Genomic DNA, 17,230 nt, shown 5'->3' with positions numbered 1-17,230 from the left:
GTGGGGGGGGGGGGGGTCGCGCCCTCGGGTTGTTGTGGTCGGCTTTGCCCCGTTGCTCTGGGGGGGGGGCCGCCCCCGGGCCGGGCGCCCCCCGACCGTGACGGCGATCAGAGTCGCTCGACCACGTAGTCGATCGACGCGGTCAGCGCCTCGACGTCGGCCGGCTCGACGGCCGGGAAGAGCGCGACGCGGAGCTGGTTGCGGCCCAGCTTCCGGTACGGCTCCGTGTCCACGATGCCGTTGGCGCGCAGCGCCTTGGCGATCGCGGTGGCGTCGACGGACTCGGCGAAGTCGATGGTGGCGACCACGTTGGAGCGCAGCGCCGGGTCGGTGACGAACGGCGTCGCCACCTCGGAGCGCTCCGCCCAGCCGTACACGATCGCGGCGCTCTCGGCCGTGCGCTTGGCCGCCCAGGCCAGCCCGCCCTGGGAGTTCATCCAGTCGGTCTGCTCGGCGGCCAGGAAGATGGTGGCCAGCGCCGGGGTGTTGTAGGTCTGCTCCAGCCGCGAGTTGTCGATCGCGGTGACCAGGTCGAGGAAGGCCGGGATGTAGCGGCCGGACGCCTTGATCTCGCCGGCCCGCTCCAGCGCGGCCGGCGACATCAGGGCCAGCCACAGGCCGCCGTCGGAGCCGAAGCACTTCTGCGGGGCGAAGTAGTAGACGTCGGTCTCGCCGACGTTGACGTCCAGGCCGCCGGCGCCCGAGGTGGCGTCGACCAGCAGCAGCGAGCCGGGGTCGGCGCCGGCCACCCGGCTGATCGGCACCGCGACACCCGTCGAGGTCTCGTTGTGCGGGGTGGCGTAGACGTCCACCCCGGCCTCGGCGGTCAGGGTGGGCGCGGTGCCGGCCTCCGACTTGCGGACGGTGGGCTCGCCGAGGAACGGGGCGTCCTTGACGGACTTGGCGAACTTGGCGCCGAACTCGCCGAAGCTGGCGAACTGCGCCCGGTCGCGGACCAGGCCGAACGTCGCGACCTCCCAGAAGGCCGTGGTGCCGCCGTTGCCCAGCACCACCTCGTAGCCCTCGGGGAGGGAGAAGAAGTCGGCGATGCCGCGGCGCAGCCGGGCCACCTCGTCGCGGACGGTCTTCTGCCGGTGCGAGGTGCCGAGGTAGCTGGTCGCCACCTCTGCGAGGGCGGAGACCGCCGCCGGACGGACCTTGGACGGCCCGCAGCCGAACCTCCCGTCGGCGGGCTTGAGGTCGTCGGGAATCCGGATGGTCGGTGCGTCAGCCACGGTTGTCGAGATCCTTCCGCATGGGCGAGGGCGGGCCCGGTGTTCAGGCGGGCACGGATCGACGGCGGACGCGCGCTCAGGCGCACGACGTGGCCGGGACCCGGGCCCGGTCCGGCGTCACTGCCGGCCCTCATCCTCCCACCCGCGCCGGCCCCGCCGGCCGCTGATCCCACCAGCGACGTTGAGGCGTCCACCACAATCCGTGCCAGTGCGCCGCACCCGACCGCACCCGGAGGCAAGGAAGGGCCCCCTCCTGTACGCCAGGCGTTGGGAGGGGGCCCTTCCTCACATCTCAGACGCCGTGCGGGATGGCGTCCCAGCCCTCGACGTCGCTCGGCTTGCGGGTGCCCGGGCCGACGTAGCGGGCCGACGGGCGGACCAGCCGCTGGAGCTTCTTCTGCTCCAGGATGTGCGCGCTCCAGCCGCCCATCCGGGCGCAGGTGAACATGGAGGTGAACATGTGCGCCGGCACCTCGGCGAAGTCCAGCACCACGGCCGACCAGAACTCGACGTTGGTGGCGAGCACCCGGTCCGGCCGGCGGGCCTGGAGCTCGGCCAGGGCGGCCTTCTCCAGCGCCTCGGCGATCTCGAAGCGCGGCGCGCCCAGCTCCTTGGCGGTGCGGCGGAGCACTCGGGCGCGCGGGTCCTCGGCCCGGTAGACGCGGTGGCCGAAGCCCATCAGCCGCTCGCCCCGGTCGAGGACGCCCTTGACGTAGCCCTCGGCGTCGCCGCTGCGCTCGACCGCCTCCAGCATGCTGAGCACGCGGGACGGGGCGCCGCCGTGCAGCGGGCCGGAGAGGGCGCCGATGCCGGAGGAGATGCAGGCCGCGGCGTCCGCGCCGGTGGAGGCGACGATCCGGGCGGTGAAGGTGGAGGCGTTCAGGCCGTGCTCGGCGGCCGAGATGAAGTAGGCGTCGACCGCCTTGACGTGCCGCGGGTCCGGCTCGCCCCGCCAGCGCTTCATGAAGCGCTCGACGATGGTGGACGCCTTGTCGATCTCCTTCTGCGGCACGGCCGGCAGGCCCAGGCCGCGCGCCGACTGGGCGACGAAGGAGAGCGCCGTGACCGACACCCGGGCGAGGTCCTCGCGGGCCTGCTCTTCGGAGATGTCGAGCAGCTGGTTGAGACCCCAGTACGGGGCCAGCATCGCGACCGCGGACTGCACGTCCACCCGGATGTCACCGGAGTGCACCGGCACCGGGAACGGCTCCGCCGGCGGCAGACCCGGGCCGAACCGCCCGTCGACCAGCAGCGCCCACACGTTGCCGAAGGAGACCTGGCCGATCAGATCCTCGATGTCGACGCCGCGATAGCGCAGCGCGCCGCCCTCGCGGTCGGGTTCGGCGATCTCGGTCTCGAAGGCTACGACGCCCTCCAGTCCGGGTTTGAAATCGGCCATGTCGCTCTCCTGGATCTGCTCGGTGCGCCCGCCCGGGGCTCCGGTCCCGGCCCAGCCGGGCGAGCGCCTTAGGCGACCCTCAGGGATGTGTTCGTGACATCTTGCCTGCTGGGTAACCGGATTCGCGACCCACTGCGACTGTGCCGCACACGACATCCCCGGTCCGGGCGGCCCGGACCGCGTCGGCGACACTGTGCGGTGCGGGCTGGCCAGCGCCGCAGGCAGCGGGCGGGGTCGACGAGGAGGAGGGGGAACGTGACGGGGGACACAGTCCGGCCGGCGGGTATGCGTAACGAGTACGCCCCGGAGCTGGGCCTTTCCGAGGCGGACCTGGCCGCCGACTGGCACGGTCAGTTCGCCCGCTGGTTCGCCGACGCGGTCGCCGCCGGACTGCCCGAACCGAACGCGATGGTGGTCGGCACCGCCGACGCCGCGGGCCGCCCGAGCGCGCGCACCGTGCTGCTGAAGGGGTACGACCCCGAGGGCTTCGTCTTCTTCACCAACTACGGGTCGCAGAAGGGCGCCGAGGCGGCCGTCAACCCGCACGTGAGCCTCGTCTTCCCCTGGTTCCCGCTGCACCGGCAGGTGGTGGTGGCCGGCCGGGTCGAGCGGGTCGACCGGGCGGAGACGGAGGCGTACTTCGCCAGCCGGCCGCGCGGCTCCCAGCTCGGCGCCTGGGCCAGCACCCAGTCCCGGGTGATCCCCGACCGGACCGTGCTGGACGAGGCGTACCGGGCGGCGGCGGAGCGGTTCGCCGAGGTCGAGCCGATCCCCGCCCCGCCGTACTGGGGCGGCCTGCGGGTGCGGCCGGAGTCGGTGGAGTTCTGGCAGGGCCGGGTCAGCCGGCTGCACGACCGGCTGCGGTTCCGGCTCACCGGGCCCGGGGAGTGGACCGTCGAGCGGCTGGCGCCGTGACCCAGCTCAAGGACGCGCGGCCGACCGGGCTGCGCCGGTTCGCGATCGACGTGCGCCCGCTGGCCGTGCCGGCGTACCGGCGGATGTGGCTCGGCAACGGCATCGCGATGTTCGGCATCCAGCTCACCGCCGTCGCCGTGCCGGTGGAGATGTACGCGCTGACCGGTAGCTCGCTCTGGGTCGGCCTGATCGGGATCGCGGCGTTCGTACCGCTGCTGGTCTTCGGGCTCTGGGGCGGCGCGGTGGCCGACGCGCACGACCGGCGCAAGGTGCTGCTGGCGACGGCGGCGGTGCTCTGGGCCGCCACGCTCGGCCTGGCGGTGCAGGCGGTGCTCGGGATCGGCAGCCCGCTGCTGCTGCTCGTCCTGGTGGCGGTGCAGTCGATCGCCTTCGCGATCAGCTCGCCCACCCGCAACGCGATCCTGCCCCGGCTGGTGCCGGCGGAGCTGGTGCCGGCGGCGACCACGCTGAACTTCACCACCTACACGGCCGCCTCGGTGGTCGGCCCGCTGGCCGCCGGTCTGATCTTCGCCTGGTGGGGCACCGACCTCGGCCTGCCGATCGCCTACGCGGCCGACGCGGTGCTCTACGCGGTCGCCGTCTGGGCGACGGTGAAGCTGCCGGCCATGCCGCCGGAGCCGGACCCGGACGCGTCCGCCGCCCCACGGCGGGCCGGCCTGGCCAGCATCGTCGACGGCCTGCGCTACCTGGCCACCACCCCGGTGCTGATGCTCTCCTTCGTCATCGACCTGATCGCCATGGTGCTGGCCATGCCCCGGGCGCTCTTCCCCGAGATCGCCGAGTCCCGGTTCGGCGGCGGCGCGGCCGTCGGCTGGCTCTACAGCGCGATCGCGGCGGGCGCGATGCTCGGCGGGCTGACCTCCGGGTGGATCGGGCGGCTGCGCCGGCAGGGGCTGGTGCTGGTGCTGGCGGTGGTCGGCTGGGGGCTGGCGATCGCGGCGGCCGGCCTCGCCGGCCAGCTCTGGCTGATGGTGCTGCTGCTCGCGGTGGCCGGGGCGGCAGACCTGGTCAGCGCCGTGCTGCGGCAGTCGATGCTGCTGGTCTACGCGCCGGACCGGATGCGCGGGCGGCTGATGGGCGTCAACACGGTGGTCATCGCCGGCGGCCCGCGCCTGGGCGACCTGCGGGCCGGTGCGGTGGCGGCCGGTTTCGGCGGCGGCGTCGCCTGGGTCGGCGGCGGCCTGCTCTCGGCGGCCCTCGCGGTGCTGCTCGCGGTGGCCTTCCCGGTGCTGCTGCGCTACCGGGCGGCGGACCCCTCCGGCGGTGACAAGGCGTGACGGGGCGGGTCGGGGCGAGCGACGGCGGGGCGGGAACCGTTAGGGTCGCCCGCATGGACACCCCCGACCAGCGTCCGCCCTCGGGCGCGCAGTGGACCATTTCCGCCGCCGGCCACGAGGCCGTCATCGTGGAGGTGGGCGGTGGGGTCCGGACATACCGGCACGACGGGACCGACCACCTCGACGGGTACGCCGCCGACGAGATCTGTCCCGGCTGCGCGGGACAGGTGCTGGCCCCCTGGCCGAACCGGATCCGCGACGGGCGCTACACCTTCGGCGAGCGGTCGTTGCAGCTCACCCTCAGCGAGCCCGACCGGGGCGTGGCCATCCACGGGCTGGTCAACTGGGTGCCGTGGCGGCTGGTGGAGCAGTCGTCCGACGCGGTGACCGTCGGCTACGACCTGCCGCCGCAGCCGGGCTACCCGTGGCCGCTGCGGCTGCGTACCCGGTGGAGCGTCGGCCCGGACGGGTTGCGCGCGGAGCACGAGGCGACGAACCTCGGCGCCGAGCCCGCGCCGTTCGGCTTCGCGGTGCACCCGTACCTGCGGGTGCCCGGGGTGGCGGTGGACGACCTGTCGATGCGGCTGCCGGCCCGGACGCGGTTGCAGGTGGACGGGCGGCTGCTGCCGATCGGGGGCACCCCGGTCGCCGGCACCGAGTACGACTGGACCAGCCCCCGCCGGATCGGCGGCGCCCGGCTCGACCTCTGCTTCGGCGACGTGATCCGCGACGACGACGGCGGTTCGGTGGTCAGCCTGGCGGCCCCGGACGGCGCGGCGGGCGTACGGATCTGGGCGGACCGGGAGTTCGGCTGGTGGCAGGTGTTCACCGGCGACGCCCTGCCCGGCGAGCGGCGGCGCCGTTCCGTGGCGGTGGAGCCGATGACCTGCCCGCCGGACGCGTTCCGTTCGGGCCGGGACGTGATCACCCTGAAGCCGGGCGCGACCTGGCGGGGTGCCTGGGGCGTACGGCCCGGGGCCTGAGGCGGGGAGCGCATGGAGTTCGGCGAGGTGGTCCGGCGACGCCGGATGGTGCGCAACTACGACCCGGACCGGCCCGTCCCGCCCGACGTGGTGGAGCGGCTGCTCGACCACGCGGTCCGCGCGCCGTCGGCCGGCTTCGCCCAGGGCTGGGGCTTCCTGGTGCTGGAGGCGCCGGAGGACCGGGAGCGGTTCTGGGCGGCGACCACGCCGGGCGGCGGCGGCCGGGAGCGGTGGCTGGCGGGGATGCGCCGGGCCCCGCTGATCGTCGTTCCGCACGCGAACCGGTCGGCCTACCTGGAGCGCTACGCGGAACCGGACAAGGGCTGGGCGGACCGCTCGACCGAGCGCTGGCCGGTGCCCTACTGGTACGTGGACACCGGCTTCGCCGCCCTGCTGATGCTGCTGACCGCCGTGGACGAGGGGCTGGGGGCGTGCTTCTTCGGCATCCCCGCGCAGCGCCTCGACGCCTACCGGGAGGCGTTCGGGGTGCCGGGGGAGTACGAGCCCGTCGGTGCCGTCACTGTGGGTTATCGTGCGGCTGACCACCGGTCACCGTCGCTGCGCCGGGGGCGTCGCCCGGTGGACGAGGTGGTCCGGCGGGGGCGCTGGAGCTGACCGGCGCCGGACAGGCCGTCGGGTGTTTCCTCCGGTGGCGATCCGGATGGCGGGTGGCGAAACTGACATCGGGGAGCAGAACGCGGTGTGGTGCAGCCCGCTACGCTGGCACGGTCATCGGTGCCGCGGGTCGCGGTGCCGCGCCGCGACCCGACCCGGTGTCGTGGGTCGGCCCGGCCAGGGGGAGGGGAGCGTGCCGTCGTGATCTTCAGAGCGGTCCGGGACGGGCGTCCCTACCCGGAGCACAACCTGACGCTCAAGCAGTGGGCGGAGATCCCGCCGAGGCCACTGCGCCTGGACCAGTTGATCACCACCAAGCGTGAGCTGGCGCTGGACAAGCTCCTCGCCGAGGACTCCACCTTCTACGGCGACCTCTTCCCGCACGTCGTGCAGTGGAACGGCGGGCTCTACCTGGAGGACGGGCTGCACCGCGCCCTGCGGGCGGCGCTCCAGCAGCGCAACCAGATCCACGCCCGGGTGCTCGTCCTCTCCGGCCCGATCGAGTGAGCGCGACCCGCCGGCCGTCCGACCCGTACTGACCTGCGATTTCGCGGATTCGACGCGGCGGTTTCGTCTGCCCGCGCCCTTCGACGAGCGGCTGTCGCACCGGAGCCGTACCGTCATCTCCAGACGACGTGTCTGACGAGGACGGTGAGGGCCATGGCCCGCGACGGTGACATCAACGAGCCCACGAGGGAGTTCCCCGGTTATCCGACCGGCGAGGCGCTCAAGGAGCGGTCGGCTGTCACAACCGAACCGGATCCGGGTGCGCCACCACCACCGGCGGGCGGGCCCGCGCGCGGCCTGCTCTGGGTGCTCGGCGCGGCGGCGCTGGCGGTGGTGGTGCTGCTCGGTGTGCAGGCCACCGGCCTGCTGCCGGACTTCCGCAACCCGTTCGCCAAGGAACAGACCGACCGCAGCCAGCCGCCGCTGCTCAAGTCGATCCAGGATCTCAGCCGCTACGTCGCGGCCGAGGGCAACTTCCAGGTGGTCGTCGATCTCCAGAACGACCGGCGCAACGTGCCCGACTGGCTGCTCAGCCAGCGCACCCTCTTCGTCGGGGCGGGCAGCGTGGAGGCGTACGTCGACTTCGCCAAGATCTCCGAGGGTGCGGTGGTGGAGTCGGCCGACGGCAAGTCGGTGGAGATCAGGCTGCCGGCGCCGCAGCTCGGCAAGACCAACCTCGACCTGGAGAAGAGCTACGTCTTCGCCGAGGAGCGCGGGCTGCTCAACCGGGTCGGCGAGCTGGTCAAGGGCGACCCCAACCGCCAGCAGCAGGTCTACCAGCTCGCCGAGGAGCGGATCACCACCGCCGCCCGCGACAGCGGCCTGACCCAGCGGGCCGAGGAGAACACCCGCAAGATGCTGGAGGGGCTGCTGCGCTCCCTCGGCTACGAGAAGGTGACGGTCACCTACACCGCCCCGTGACGGTGGGCCCACGACGCGACGGCGCCCGCCCCGGTCGACGGGACGGGCGCCTCGTGCTCACCCCCGCCTCGGGCGGGGGTGGGGCTCAGTAGCGGGCGGCGGCGTAGCGGTCCTCGTTCGGCATCAGGACCCAGAGCACCAGGTAGACGACCACCTGGGTGCCGGGCAGCAGCAGCGACAGCAGGAACAGCAGCCGGATGAAGCCGGCCGACCTGCCGAAACGCTGGGCCAGGCCGGCACAGACGCCGGCGATCATGCGCCCCTGACGGGGGCGGACCAGTTTGCGACTCATCGTCGTACTCCCACTCTGCGGCGTTCGCCGCCTCTGCCCTCAACGGTAGGAAGGGGTGGCCACCGCGCCCTCGGTCCGGAGGAGGATCGACGGTGCCCGTACCCGTAGGTGGTTACCCGGGAACCGGCCCCGCGACGCCCCCGGGACCCGCCGGGACGTGCCGACCGGTCGCGGCTGGCGGCAGGGGCTGAGCTGGGCGGGTAGGCTCGCCGGTCGGGCACCCACACCCCCGGGTGCCGGACGGCCGCCCCGACCGGGCCGGCCACGACCGTGCCGGAGACCCACGAGGTACGACGGCGAGGAAGTGCAGCCATGATCAGCGTTTTCGACCTCTTCAGTGTCGGCATCGGGCCGTCCAGCTCCCACACGGTGGGGCCGATGCGGGCCGCCCGTACCTTCGTCGCGGGCCTGAAGGCCGACGGGTTGCTGACCGGCACGGCACGGGTGCAGGCGGAGCTCTTCGGCTCGCTGGGCGCGACCGGGCACGGCCACGGCAGCGACCGGGCGGTGCTGCTCGGGCTGGCCGGCGAGGCCCCGGAGACCGTCGACACCGACACCGTCGACGTGCGGATCACCCGGATCCGTGCCGAGCGCCGGCTGAGCCTGCTCGACGCGCACGAGATCCATTTCGACCCGGACCGTGACCTGGTGCTGCACCGGCGCCGGTCGTTGCCGTACCACCCCAACGGGATGACCTTCGTCGCGTACGACGACCGGGGCGCGGAGCTGCGGGCACGGACGTACTACTCGGTCGGCGGCGGTTTCGTGGTCGACGAGGCGGCGGCCGGGGCGGACCGGATCAGGCCCGACGCCACCCGGGTACGGCACCCGTTCCTCACCGGCGCGCAGCTGCTCGGCGTGACCGCGTCGACGGGGCTGTCGATCAGCGAGGTGATGCTCGCCAACGAGCTCTCCTGGCGCGGCGAGGGCGAGGTGCGCGCCGGCCTGCTGGAGATCTGGCGGGTGATGCGCGAGTGCGTCGAGCGGGGCTGCTCGCGCGACGGGGTGCTGCCCGGCGGGCTGAAGGTCCGCCGCCGCGCGGCCGAGCTGCGCCGCAGCCTGGAGACGGAGTCCGATCTCGCCGACCCGCTGCGGGCGATGGACTGGGTGACCCTCTTCGCCCTCGCCGTCAATGAGGAGAACGCGGCCGGCGGCCGGGTCGTCACCGCGCCGACCAACGGGGCGGCTGGCATCATTCCGGCGGTGCTGCACTACTACACCCGGTTCTCCCCGGGCGCCTCCGAGGAGGGGGTGGTGCGGTTCCTGCTGGCGGCGGGCGCGATCGGCGTGCTGTTCAAGGAGAACGCCTCGATCTCCGGCGCTGAGGTGGGCTGCCAGGGCGAGGTGGGCTCGGCCTGCTCGATGGCCGCCGCCGGGCTGGCCGAGGCGCTGGGCGGCACCCCCGCGCAGGTGGAGAACGCCGCCGAGATCGGCATGGAGCACAACCTGGGTCTGACCTGCGACCCGGTCGGTGGTCTGGTGCAGATCCCCTGCATCGAGCGGAACGCGGTGGCTAGCATCAAGGCGATCACGGCCGCCCGGCTGGCGCTGCGTGGCGACGGGGTGCACCACGTCTCGCTGGACAAGGTCATCAAGACCATGCGCGAGACCGGCGCGGACATGAAGGTGAAGTACAAGGAGACGGCGCGCGGCGGACTGGCCGTCAACGTGATCGAGTGCTGAGGGGGCGTTCGTTCATCGACTGCTAGCCTGTCGTCCGTCCGGTGAGGCGGGAGGCGGCGGTGACCTCTGGCGTCGCGGCGTTGTGGTCGCACCGCACCTCGCTGCGCATCCTCGTCCGGCGCGACCTCGCCGTGAAGTACCAGCAGTCCGTGCTCGGCTATCTCTGGTCGCTGATCGAGCCCCTCGGCCTGGGCGCCATCTACTGGTTCGTCTTCGGGATCCTCTACTCCCGGGACACCAACCGCCACCTCGGCGACGCGGCCGACTCGTACCCGCTGTTCCTGCTCACCGGGATCTTCGCCTGGATGTGGACCAGTTCGGCGCTGAGCGAGGCGACCAACGCGCTGACCGGCCAGGCCCGGCTGATCACGACGATGAACGTGCCGCGGCAGGTCTTCCCGATCGGCCGGGTCACCGGCCGCTTCGCCGAGTACGCCGCCGGCCTGCCGATCCTGCTCGCCGTCGCCGTCGGGTACGCCGCGGCCGGCCGGGTCGAGCCGGGCTGGTCCCTGCTGGCCCTGCCGCTCGCGGTGGCGGTGCAGGCCGTCCTGCTGGTCGGGCTGGCGCTGCTGCTCTCGGCGGTCAACGTGCTGATGCGCGACGTCGAGCGCTTCATGCGGCTGGTCGTCCGGGTGCTCTTCTACGCCACCCCGATCATCTACCCGCTGAGCCTCGTGCGCGACGCCGACCTGCCGGGCTGGCTGAAGGTCGCCTACGAGCTGAATCCGCTGGTCGGCATCTTCCAGCTGCACCACTCGGTCTGGTACCCGGACGAGTTCCCGGACGCCCGGCTGCTCGCCACCTCCGTCGGCGTCAGCCTGCTGGTGCTGGCCGCCGGCTGGTGGTCGTTCCGCCGGCTCGAACCCGCCGTGCTCAAGGAACTGTAGGGATGGCCGATCCGATCATCGAGGCGGAGGGGCTGGGCATCCGGTTCGTCCGCAACCGGCGGCGGCAGTTGCGGCTGCGGGAGCTGTTGATCCACCGGGGGCGGCGCGGCGCCGACGACGGCCGGTTCTGGCCGCTGCGGGACGTGTCGTTCTCGGTCCGGGCCGGGGAGACCGTCGGCGTGGTCGGCCGCAACGGCACGGGCAAGAGCACGCTGCTGCGGCTGATCGCCGGCGTGCTCATCCCCGACGAGGGCCGGATCCGGGTGCGCGGGGACGTCGCGCCGCTGCTGGAACTCTCCGCCGGGTTCTCCAACGACCTGACCGGGCGGGAGAATCTCTACCTGGTCGGCGGCCTGCACGGGCTTCCGTCGGCCTACCTGCGGCGGCACTTCGACGACATCGTCTCGTTCGCGGGCGAGCAGGTGGAGCGGGCCGTCGACACGTCGGTGCGGCACTACTCGTCCGGCATGAAGGTCCGGCTCGGCTTCGCCATCATCTCGCACCTGCCGCACCCGATCCTGCTCATGGACGAGGTGACCGCGGTCGGGGACGAGGAGTTCCGCAAGAAGTGTTATGCGACGATCGACCGTCTGCTCGGGGAGGGGCGCACTCTGGTGCTGGTGTCACACAACGAAAAGGACCTGACCCGGTTCTGCCGTCGGGGGTTGTACCTCGACGGGGGCCGGGTGGGCGTCGACGGCACGATCGCCGAGGCGCTGCACGCGTACCACGTCGCGGTTCCGCGGTGACGCTCGCGATCGTGCTCGCCGCCGACGCACCGGCCGCGAGCCTGCCGACCCGCTCGGGCGAGCACCTCGCCGACCGGCTGGCCGACCAGCTCCGGCGCGCCGGGGCGCACGAGGTGCGCCACGCCGCCGGCCTGGACGAGCTGGCCGACCTCGTCGACGCGGCCACGCAGCCGGTGCTCGTCACCGGCGCCGACCTGGTCGCGCACACCGCCGTACTGCGGCACCTGGCCACCAGCCCTGTGGGGCCGACGGTCGCGCTGGTGCTCACCGACCCGCCCGGCGACGGCCACACGGCCGTGCGCGAGGAGCGCGGCCAGGTGGTCGGGGCCGGACCGGCGCAGGCGCTGGACGGCGAAGCCACCGGCGTGTTCGGTGGCGCGCTGCGGGTCGGCGTCGACGACCTGCCGTCGCTCGCCGCCGCCGCGCGCGCGGCCGCCGCCGGGGTGGTGCCCGTCGGCGCGCCGTCGGCCGCCGCGCCGCCGCCGGCCGGGCCCGCCGTGGACCGGCTCTTCGCCGGCCTCGCCGGCCTCGGTGTGCTGACCTTCGCCCAGCGGGTACGCCTGCTCGTGGCGCACCGGGTGGGCGACCCGGCGGGGCTGGCCGCCGCGGAGGCGGCCGTGGCCGCCGTCGACGAGGACCGGGCCGAGCTGAAGCTCTCGGTGAAGGAGCGGGACGACTTCTTCACCACCTTCTTCGTCAGCACCTGGTCGCCGTACGTGACGAAGGCGTCGGCGAAGCTCGGGCTCGGCCCGACCGCCGTCACGATGATCTCGGTGGCCTTCGCGGTGGCCGCCGCCGTGCTCTTCGGTACGGGCGGCCGGCTGGCGCTGGTCGCCGGGGCGGTGCTGCTCTACCTCGGCTTCGTGCTGGACTGCGTGGACGGCCAGGTCGCCCGCTACACCCGGCACTTCAGCGCGTGGGGCGGCTGGCTGGACACGATGGCCGACCGGGCGAAGGAGTACGTGGTCTACGCCGGCCTCGGCTACGGGGCCACCCAGGCCGGTTTCCGGTACGGCTGGGCGCTGGCGATCGCCGCGATCACCCTCCAGACCGTCCGGCACATGACGGACACCTGGTACGGCGTGCTGCACGACGAGGCGGCGCGCCGGCCGAAGGCGGTCGGCACCGCCGGCGGTGGCATCGGCGACAAGCTGAACGCCGCCTCCAACCGGGTGCAGGCCGACACGGGTTCGGTGTCGTACTGGCTGAAGCGCACGGTGGTCTTCCCGATCGGGGAGCGGTGGGCGCTGATCGCGATCACGGTGGCGCTGTTCGGCCCGCTGGTCAGCCTGTACGCGGTGCTGGCCTGGGGGGTGCTGGCCTTCGCGTACACCGGGGCGCTGCGTACGCTGCGGGCCCGCTGGATGCGGGTGCCGGTGCTGGACACGGTCGACGCCACCCTGCACCGCGACGACGGGCCGCTGGCCCGGTTCCTGCCGGCGCTCCGGCCGGTGGGCCCGCTGGCGCTGGCGGTCGTCGCGGCGCTGGGCCCGGCGGCGCTGCTGGTGGCGGCGCTGCTGACCCGCGACGGGGCGGAGGTCCCGCGGTGGGCGGTGCCGGTCGCGCTGCTGGTGCTGCTGGTCGCCGGCCTCGGCGCGGGCGCGACGCACGCCGGGCCGCTGGACTGGCTGGTGCCGGCCGCGCTGCGGGCGGGCGAGTTCCTGTTCGCCATCGCGGTCGGGGTGGTCGGCGACGTGCCGCCGTGGCTGATCTTCGGGTACGTCTTCGTGCTGACCCTGCACCACTACGACCTGACCGCGCGGCTGGAGAAGCGGCAGTCCGCCCCGCCGCTGCATGGCGGCACGCTGGGCTGGGAGGGCCGGTCCGTGCTGCTGGCCCTGGCGGCGATCGTCGGTTTTGCGGGTATCGGGATGGCTACACTCGGTACGTACCTTCTCGTGGTTTTCGTGGGGAGTGTCGCCCTCGCCTGGGTCGTCCTGCCCGCCCGCGCCGCGCGGGCGTCGGTGGGCCTGGTCGGCGCGGGAGGTCGCTCGCCGGGCTGACGACAGGGGCCGGCCGATGACACTGATCAGCTTCGTCGTGCCGGCCTACCGGGTGCAGGGATACCTGCGCGAATGCCTCGACTCGATTCTCGGCCAGCCGGTCGCCGACATCGAGGTGATCGGCGTCGACGACTGCTCGCCCGACGACAGCGGCGAGATCCTCACCGAGTACGCGGCCCGCGACCCGCGGATGCGCGCCGTCCGGCTGACGGAGAACGTGGGGCTCGGTCCGGCCCGCAACATCGGGCTGGACCGGGCCGCCGGCGAGTACGTCTGGTTCGTCGACGGCGACGACTGGCTCGCCCCGGAGTGCCTGCCCGAGGTGGTCGAGCGCCTCCGCGCGACCCGCCCCGACGTGCTCCTGGTCGACCACGTCCGGACGCACTGGAACGACGCCACCAGCCGCAGCGCGATGGAAGAGGTGTTCCCGGAGCCGCCCGGCGAGGAGACCTTCCGGCTGCGGGACCGGCCCGAGACGCTGCGGCTGCTGCACACCGCCTGGAACCGGCTGGTCCGCCGGCAGTTCCTGATCGAGGAGGGGCTGCGCTTCGCCCCCGGCTGGTACGAGGACGTCTCGTTCAGCTACCCCGTGCTGATGGCCGCCGAGCGGATCGGTGTGCTGGACCGGGTCTGCGTCAACTACCGGCAGCGCCGCACCGGGGCGATCACCAGGACCAGGGGCGAGCGGCACTTCGAGGTCTTCGACCAGTGGCACCGGGTGTTCCGGTTGATGGACGCCTGGGGGCCGGCGGTCGACGACCTGCGTCCCGCGCTGTTCGAGCGGATGATCTGGCACTACCTGAGCGTGCTCGGCAACGGGGAGCGGATCGACCCCGAGCTGCGGCCGGCCTTCTTCGCCCAGATCACCGCCGACCACGCGCGCTGGCTGCCCCCCGGTGGCTATCCGGCCCCGGCGGGCGCGGAGGGGCTCAAGCACCGGCTGGTGGCGGCCGGGCGCTGGCGTACCTTCAGCGCGCTGCGCACCGCCTACCGCGCGCGGGACGTCGCCCGGCGTACCGCGCGGAGCGCGAAGCGGCGGGTCGCGCCCCCGGCCCGGCGCGCGGTCCGGCTGGCCCGGGACGCCCTGCTGCGCGAGTACTACCGGGCCGAACTGCGCCGCCCGGTCGATGAGGCGCTGGCCGTCTACGCGGCCTACTGGTACCGGGGCTACTCGGACAACCCGGCCGCGATCTTCGAGGCGGCCCGGCGGCTGGCGCCGCAGGTGCGCGGGGTGTGGATCGTCCGGCGGGACCGCGTGCACACCGTGCCCGAGGGCGTCGCGTACGTGGTCGCCGGGACGCCCGCGTACTACCGGGCGCTGGCCCGGGCGCGGTGGCTGGTCAACAACGTGAACTTCCCGGACCACGTCCGCAAGCGGCCGGGCAGCGTGCACGTGCAGACCCACCACGGCACGCCGGTGAAGGTGATGGGCCTGGACCAGCAGCGGTACCCGGTCGGCGCGGTCGGGATGGACTTCGCCGGGCTGCTGCGCCGGGTGGACCGGTGGGACTACAGCGTCAGCGCGAACAGCTTCTCCACGCAGATGTGGGAGCGCGCGTACCCGGCCGCGTACACCACGTTGGAGGTCGGCTACCCGCGCAACGACCGGCTGGTCACCGCGACCGCGGGGGAGGTGCGCCGGCTGCGTGCCGAACTCGGCCTCGGGCCCGACGAACGGGTCGTCCTGTACGCCCCGACGCACCGGGAGCACCTGCCCGGCTACCGGCCGCCCTTCGACCCGGAGCGGCTGCTCGACGTGCTCGGCCCGGCCGGTCGGCTGCTGATCCGCAGCCACTACTTCCACGACCGGGACCTACGCGCCCGGCGCCCCGCCGACCGGGACCGGGTACGCGACGTCAGCGGCCATCCGCGCGTGGAGGACCTCTACCTCGTCGCGGACGTGCTGATCACGGACTACTCCTCGGCGATGTTCGACTACGCCGTGCTCGACCGGCCGATCGTCGTCTACGCCCCCGACTGGGAGGCGTACCGGCTGGCCCGGGGCGTCTACTTCGACGTGACGGCGGAGCCGCCGGGCGCGGTGGCCACCAGCTTCGCCGACCTGCTCGACCTGTTCCGTGCCGGCGGCGTCGACTCGGCGGCGGCGCGCGCGGCCCGGCAGCGGTTCCGGGCCCGGTTCTGTGCGCTCGACGACGGCCACGCCGCCGAGCGGGTCGTCCGCCGGGTCTTCCTCGGCGAACCGGCCACCGCCGGCCGGTCGGCGCGCGGAGTCGGCGCGCTGGCCCCGGCGTCGCAGGCGGGAGGCGGACCCCGCTGACGCCGGCTCGTCCCGCCGGGTGGGCGTCACAGGGCCGTCACAAGCCGAACATGGCACGTTTACCCGATGTGCGAACCGCATGATCCTCGTCACAGTCATTCGGGATTCGGTCGACGAGGTGGGGGGAGGGCACGGTGACAACCGTCGCACTCAAGGATGTCACGAAGGTGTTCCGGGACGGCACCCTCGCCGTCGACAGCGTCAATCTCGACGTCAACGACGGCGAGTTCATGGTGCTGCTCGGCCCGTCGGGCTGCGGGAAGTCCACCGTGCTGCGGATGGTGGCCGGGCTGGAGGACCCGACGTCGGGCGCGGTGATGCTCGACGGCGAGCTGGCCAACGACCTGCCGCCGCGCGACCGGAAGATCGCCATGGTCTTCCAGGACTTCGCGCTCTACCCGCACATGACCGTCGGCGACAACATCGCCTTCCCGCTCAAGCTGGCCGGGTTGGAGCCCGAGCCGCGCGGCGAGCGGGTCACCGACGTGGCCAGCGCGCTCGGCATCGGCGACGTACTCGGCCGCAAGCCCAGCCAGCTCTCCGGCGGGCAACGCCAGCGGGTCGCGATGGGCCGGGCGATCGTGCGCCGTCCGGGCCTCTTCCTGATGGACGAGCCGCTGTCGAACCTCGACAGCGGGCTCCGGGCCGAACTGCGCGCCGAGATCTCCGGCCTGACCCGGGAGCTGGGCGTCACCACCATCTACGTCACGCACGACCAGGCCGAGGCGCTGACCATGGCCGACCGGGTCGCCATCATGCGCAAGGGCGTCCTCCAGGACGTCGGCACCCCCACCCAGGTCTACGGCCGCCCGGCCACCCTCTACGTGGCCGCGTTCCTCGGCAGCCCGCGGATGAACCTGCTGGAGGCCTCGGTCTACGTCCACCTCGACCGCTACGTCACCCTCACCCTCGGCGACCAGGCGCTCCACCTGCCGTGGGACGACATCCGCAGCCGGGCGGTCGCGCACTACCACGGTGAGCGGATCGTGGTCGGGATGCGGGCCGAGGCGCTCACCCCGGTCGCGCCGGACACCCAGGGCGCCGTGCTGCACGGCCGCATCCGCTACCTGGAGCACCACGGGCACGAGTCGCTCGCCTTCCTCGACATCGGGGCCACCGCGATCGTGGTGGACGAGATGGGCACCCGGACGGAGGAGGCGCCCACCGGCCAGCGCGGCCTGCGCCGCTTCGGGCAGGTGATGCAGCGGCTGACCGGGCGCGCCCCCGAGGAGGAGGCCCCCGCCCCGGTCGCTGCCACCCGCACCAGCGTGCTCAACGACCCGGGCCGGCACCACCGGCGCCCCGCCGAGCTCGCGGTCCGGCTCGCGCCGTACCCGGGGATCGCCGCCGGGCACCCCCTGGCCGTCTCCGTACGCATGGACGCGCTGCACTTCTTCGACGAGCGCGGCGACCGGATCGACGTGGGCTGGCGCTGACGGGGGCGGTCCTTGCCGACAAAGTTACC

General features: G+C 73.6%; 15 protein-coding genes. 12 read left to right on the top strand and 3 right to left on the bottom strand.

The window, feature by feature from the left end; translation table 11 throughout:
- Positions 1–107: 107 nt before the first annotated feature.
- Both serC and ACLQ20_RS03760 read right to left on the bottom strand, forming a co-directional pair.
- A complete protein-coding gene (gene serC, locus ACLQ20_RS03765) occupies positions 108–1,235 on the bottom strand; it encodes a phosphoserine transaminase (RefSeq protein ID WP_151454143.1) in 1,128 nt (375 codons plus the stop codon).
- A gap of 292 nt (positions 1,236–1,527) precedes the next feature.
- Positions 1,528–2,634, bottom strand: coding sequence for a citrate synthase 2 (locus ACLQ20_RS03760; protein ID WP_151454142.1), 1,107 nt, complete (start codon positions 2,632–2,634; stop codon positions 1,528–1,530).
- A gap of 285 nt (positions 2,635–2,919) precedes the next feature.
- Between ACLQ20_RS03760 and pdxH the strand changes: the two genes are divergently transcribed.
- The 6 genes from pdxH (at position 2,920) to ACLQ20_RS03730 (ending at position 7,873) form a co-directional block, all read left to right on the top strand.
- Positions 2,920–3,549, top strand: coding sequence for a pyridoxamine 5'-phosphate oxidase (gene pdxH, locus ACLQ20_RS03755; RefSeq protein WP_425854249.1), 630 nt, complete (start codon positions 2,920–2,922; stop codon positions 3,547–3,549).
- Positions 3,546–4,847 carry an MFS transporter gene (locus ACLQ20_RS03750; RefSeq protein ID WP_151454141.1) on the top strand — a complete coding sequence of 434 codons (1,302 nt, stop codon included), beginning with the start codon at positions 3,546–3,548 and terminating at the stop codon, positions 4,845–4,847. Before pdxH ends, ACLQ20_RS03750 begins: the two co-directional genes overlap by 4 nt.
- Positions 4,848–4,900: 53 nt before the next feature.
- Entirely contained in the window at positions 4,901–5,830 is a 930-nt protein-coding gene (locus tag ACLQ20_RS03745; protein WP_151454140.1) for an aldose 1-epimerase family protein, read from the top strand.
- Between the two features lie 12 nt (positions 5,831–5,842).
- Positions 5,843–6,445, top strand: a complete 603-nt coding sequence (locus ACLQ20_RS03740; protein ID WP_151454139.1) for a nitroreductase family protein — start codon at positions 5,843–5,845, stop codon at positions 6,443–6,445.
- A gap of 201 nt (positions 6,446–6,646) precedes the next feature.
- Positions 6,647–6,952, top strand: a complete 306-nt coding sequence (locus ACLQ20_RS03735) for a type II toxin-antitoxin system VapB family antitoxin (RefSeq protein WP_089002310.1) — start codon at positions 6,647–6,649, stop codon at positions 6,950–6,952.
- 153 nt (positions 6,953–7,105) lie between these two features.
- Positions 7,106–7,873, top strand: coding sequence for a DUF4230 domain-containing protein (locus tag ACLQ20_RS03730; protein WP_151454138.1), 768 nt, complete (start codon positions 7,106–7,108; stop codon positions 7,871–7,873).
- Between the two features lie 85 nt (positions 7,874–7,958).
- On the opposite strand, the gene ACLQ20_RS03725 is transcribed toward ACLQ20_RS03730, so the two are convergent.
- A complete protein-coding gene (locus tag ACLQ20_RS03725; protein ID WP_121396981.1) occupies positions 7,959–8,165 on the bottom strand; it encodes a PspC domain-containing protein in 207 nt (68 codons plus the stop codon).
- A gap of 312 nt (positions 8,166–8,477) precedes the next feature.
- Between ACLQ20_RS03725 and ACLQ20_RS03720 the strand changes: the two genes are divergently transcribed.
- The 6 genes from ACLQ20_RS03720 (at position 8,478) to ACLQ20_RS03695 (ending at position 17,201) form a co-directional block, all read left to right on the top strand.
- Positions 8,478–9,848 carry an L-serine ammonia-lyase gene (locus ACLQ20_RS03720; RefSeq protein ID WP_425854154.1) on the top strand — a complete coding sequence of 457 codons (1,371 nt, stop codon included), beginning with the start codon at positions 8,478–8,480 and terminating at the stop codon, positions 9,846–9,848.
- A 59-nt stretch (positions 9,849–9,907) separates the two neighbouring features.
- On the top strand, positions 9,908–10,735 hold the full coding sequence (locus ACLQ20_RS03715) for an ABC transporter permease (RefSeq protein ID WP_425854152.1): 828 nt from the start codon (positions 9,908–9,910) through the stop codon (positions 10,733–10,735).
- Positions 10,736–10,737: 2 nt separating this feature from the next.
- Positions 10,738–11,484, top strand: a complete 747-nt coding sequence (locus tag ACLQ20_RS03710) for an ABC transporter ATP-binding protein (protein ID WP_425854151.1) — start codon at positions 10,738–10,740, stop codon at positions 11,482–11,484.
- Positions 11,481–13,487, top strand: coding sequence for a DUF5941 domain-containing protein (locus ACLQ20_RS03705; RefSeq protein WP_425854149.1), 2,007 nt, complete (start codon positions 11,481–11,483; stop codon positions 13,485–13,487). The genes ACLQ20_RS03710 and ACLQ20_RS03705 overlap by 4 nt, the downstream gene beginning before the upstream one ends.
- Positions 13,488–13,503: 16 nt before the next feature.
- Entirely contained in the window at positions 13,504–15,765 is a 2,262-nt protein-coding gene (locus tag ACLQ20_RS03700; RefSeq protein WP_425854147.1) for a bifunctional glycosyltransferase/CDP-glycerol:glycerophosphate glycerophosphotransferase, read from the top strand.
- 134 nt (positions 15,766–15,899) lie between these two features.
- On the top strand, positions 15,900–17,201 hold the full coding sequence (locus ACLQ20_RS03695; RefSeq protein ID WP_327030330.1) for an ABC transporter ATP-binding protein: 1,302 nt from the start codon (positions 15,900–15,902) through the stop codon (positions 17,199–17,201).
- The last annotated feature ends 29 nt before the right edge of the window (positions 17,202–17,230 follow it).

It is taken from the genome of Micromonospora sp. DT46 (assembly GCF_049841735.1).
Lineage (GTDB): Bacteria > Actinomycetota > Actinomycetes > Mycobacteriales > Micromonosporaceae > Micromonospora > Micromonospora reichwaldensis.
Note: the sequence above shows the minus strand (reverse complement) of the source record. Positions and strands in the feature narration are given on the sequence as shown.

Bases quoted from the DNA above. Each gene is read 5' to 3' on its own strand.
- ACLQ20_RS03740 (WP_151454139.1), top strand. From the start codon at position 5,843: ATGGAGTTCGGCGAGGTGGTCCGGCGACGCCGGATGGTGCGCAACTAC.
- pdxH (WP_425854249.1), top strand. From the start codon at position 2,920: ATGCGTAACGAGTACGCCCCGGAGCTGGGCCTTTCCGAGGCGGACCTG.
- ACLQ20_RS03760 (WP_151454142.1), bottom strand. From the start codon at position 2,634: ATGGCCGATTTCAAACCCGGACTGGAGGGCGTCGTAGCCTTCGAGACC.
- ACLQ20_RS03725 (WP_121396981.1), bottom strand. From the start codon at position 8,165: ATGAGTCGCAAACTGGTCCGCCCCCGTCAGGGGCGCATGATCGCCGGC.
- ACLQ20_RS03710 (WP_425854151.1), top strand. From the start codon at position 10,738: ATGGCCGATCCGATCATCGAGGCGGAGGGGCTGGGCATCCGGTTCGTC.
- ACLQ20_RS03730 (WP_151454138.1), top strand. From the start codon at position 7,106: ATGGCCCGCGACGGTGACATCAACGAGCCCACGAGGGAGTTCCCCGGT.
- ACLQ20_RS03720 (WP_425854154.1), top strand. From the start codon at position 8,478: ATGATCAGCGTTTTCGACCTCTTCAGTGTCGGCATCGGGCCGTCCAGC.
- ACLQ20_RS03700 (WP_425854147.1), top strand. From the start codon at position 13,504: ATGACACTGATCAGCTTCGTCGTGCCGGCCTACCGGGTGCAGGGATAC.
- ACLQ20_RS03745 (WP_151454140.1), top strand. From the start codon at position 4,901: ATGGACACCCCCGACCAGCGTCCGCCCTCGGGCGCGCAGTGGACCATT.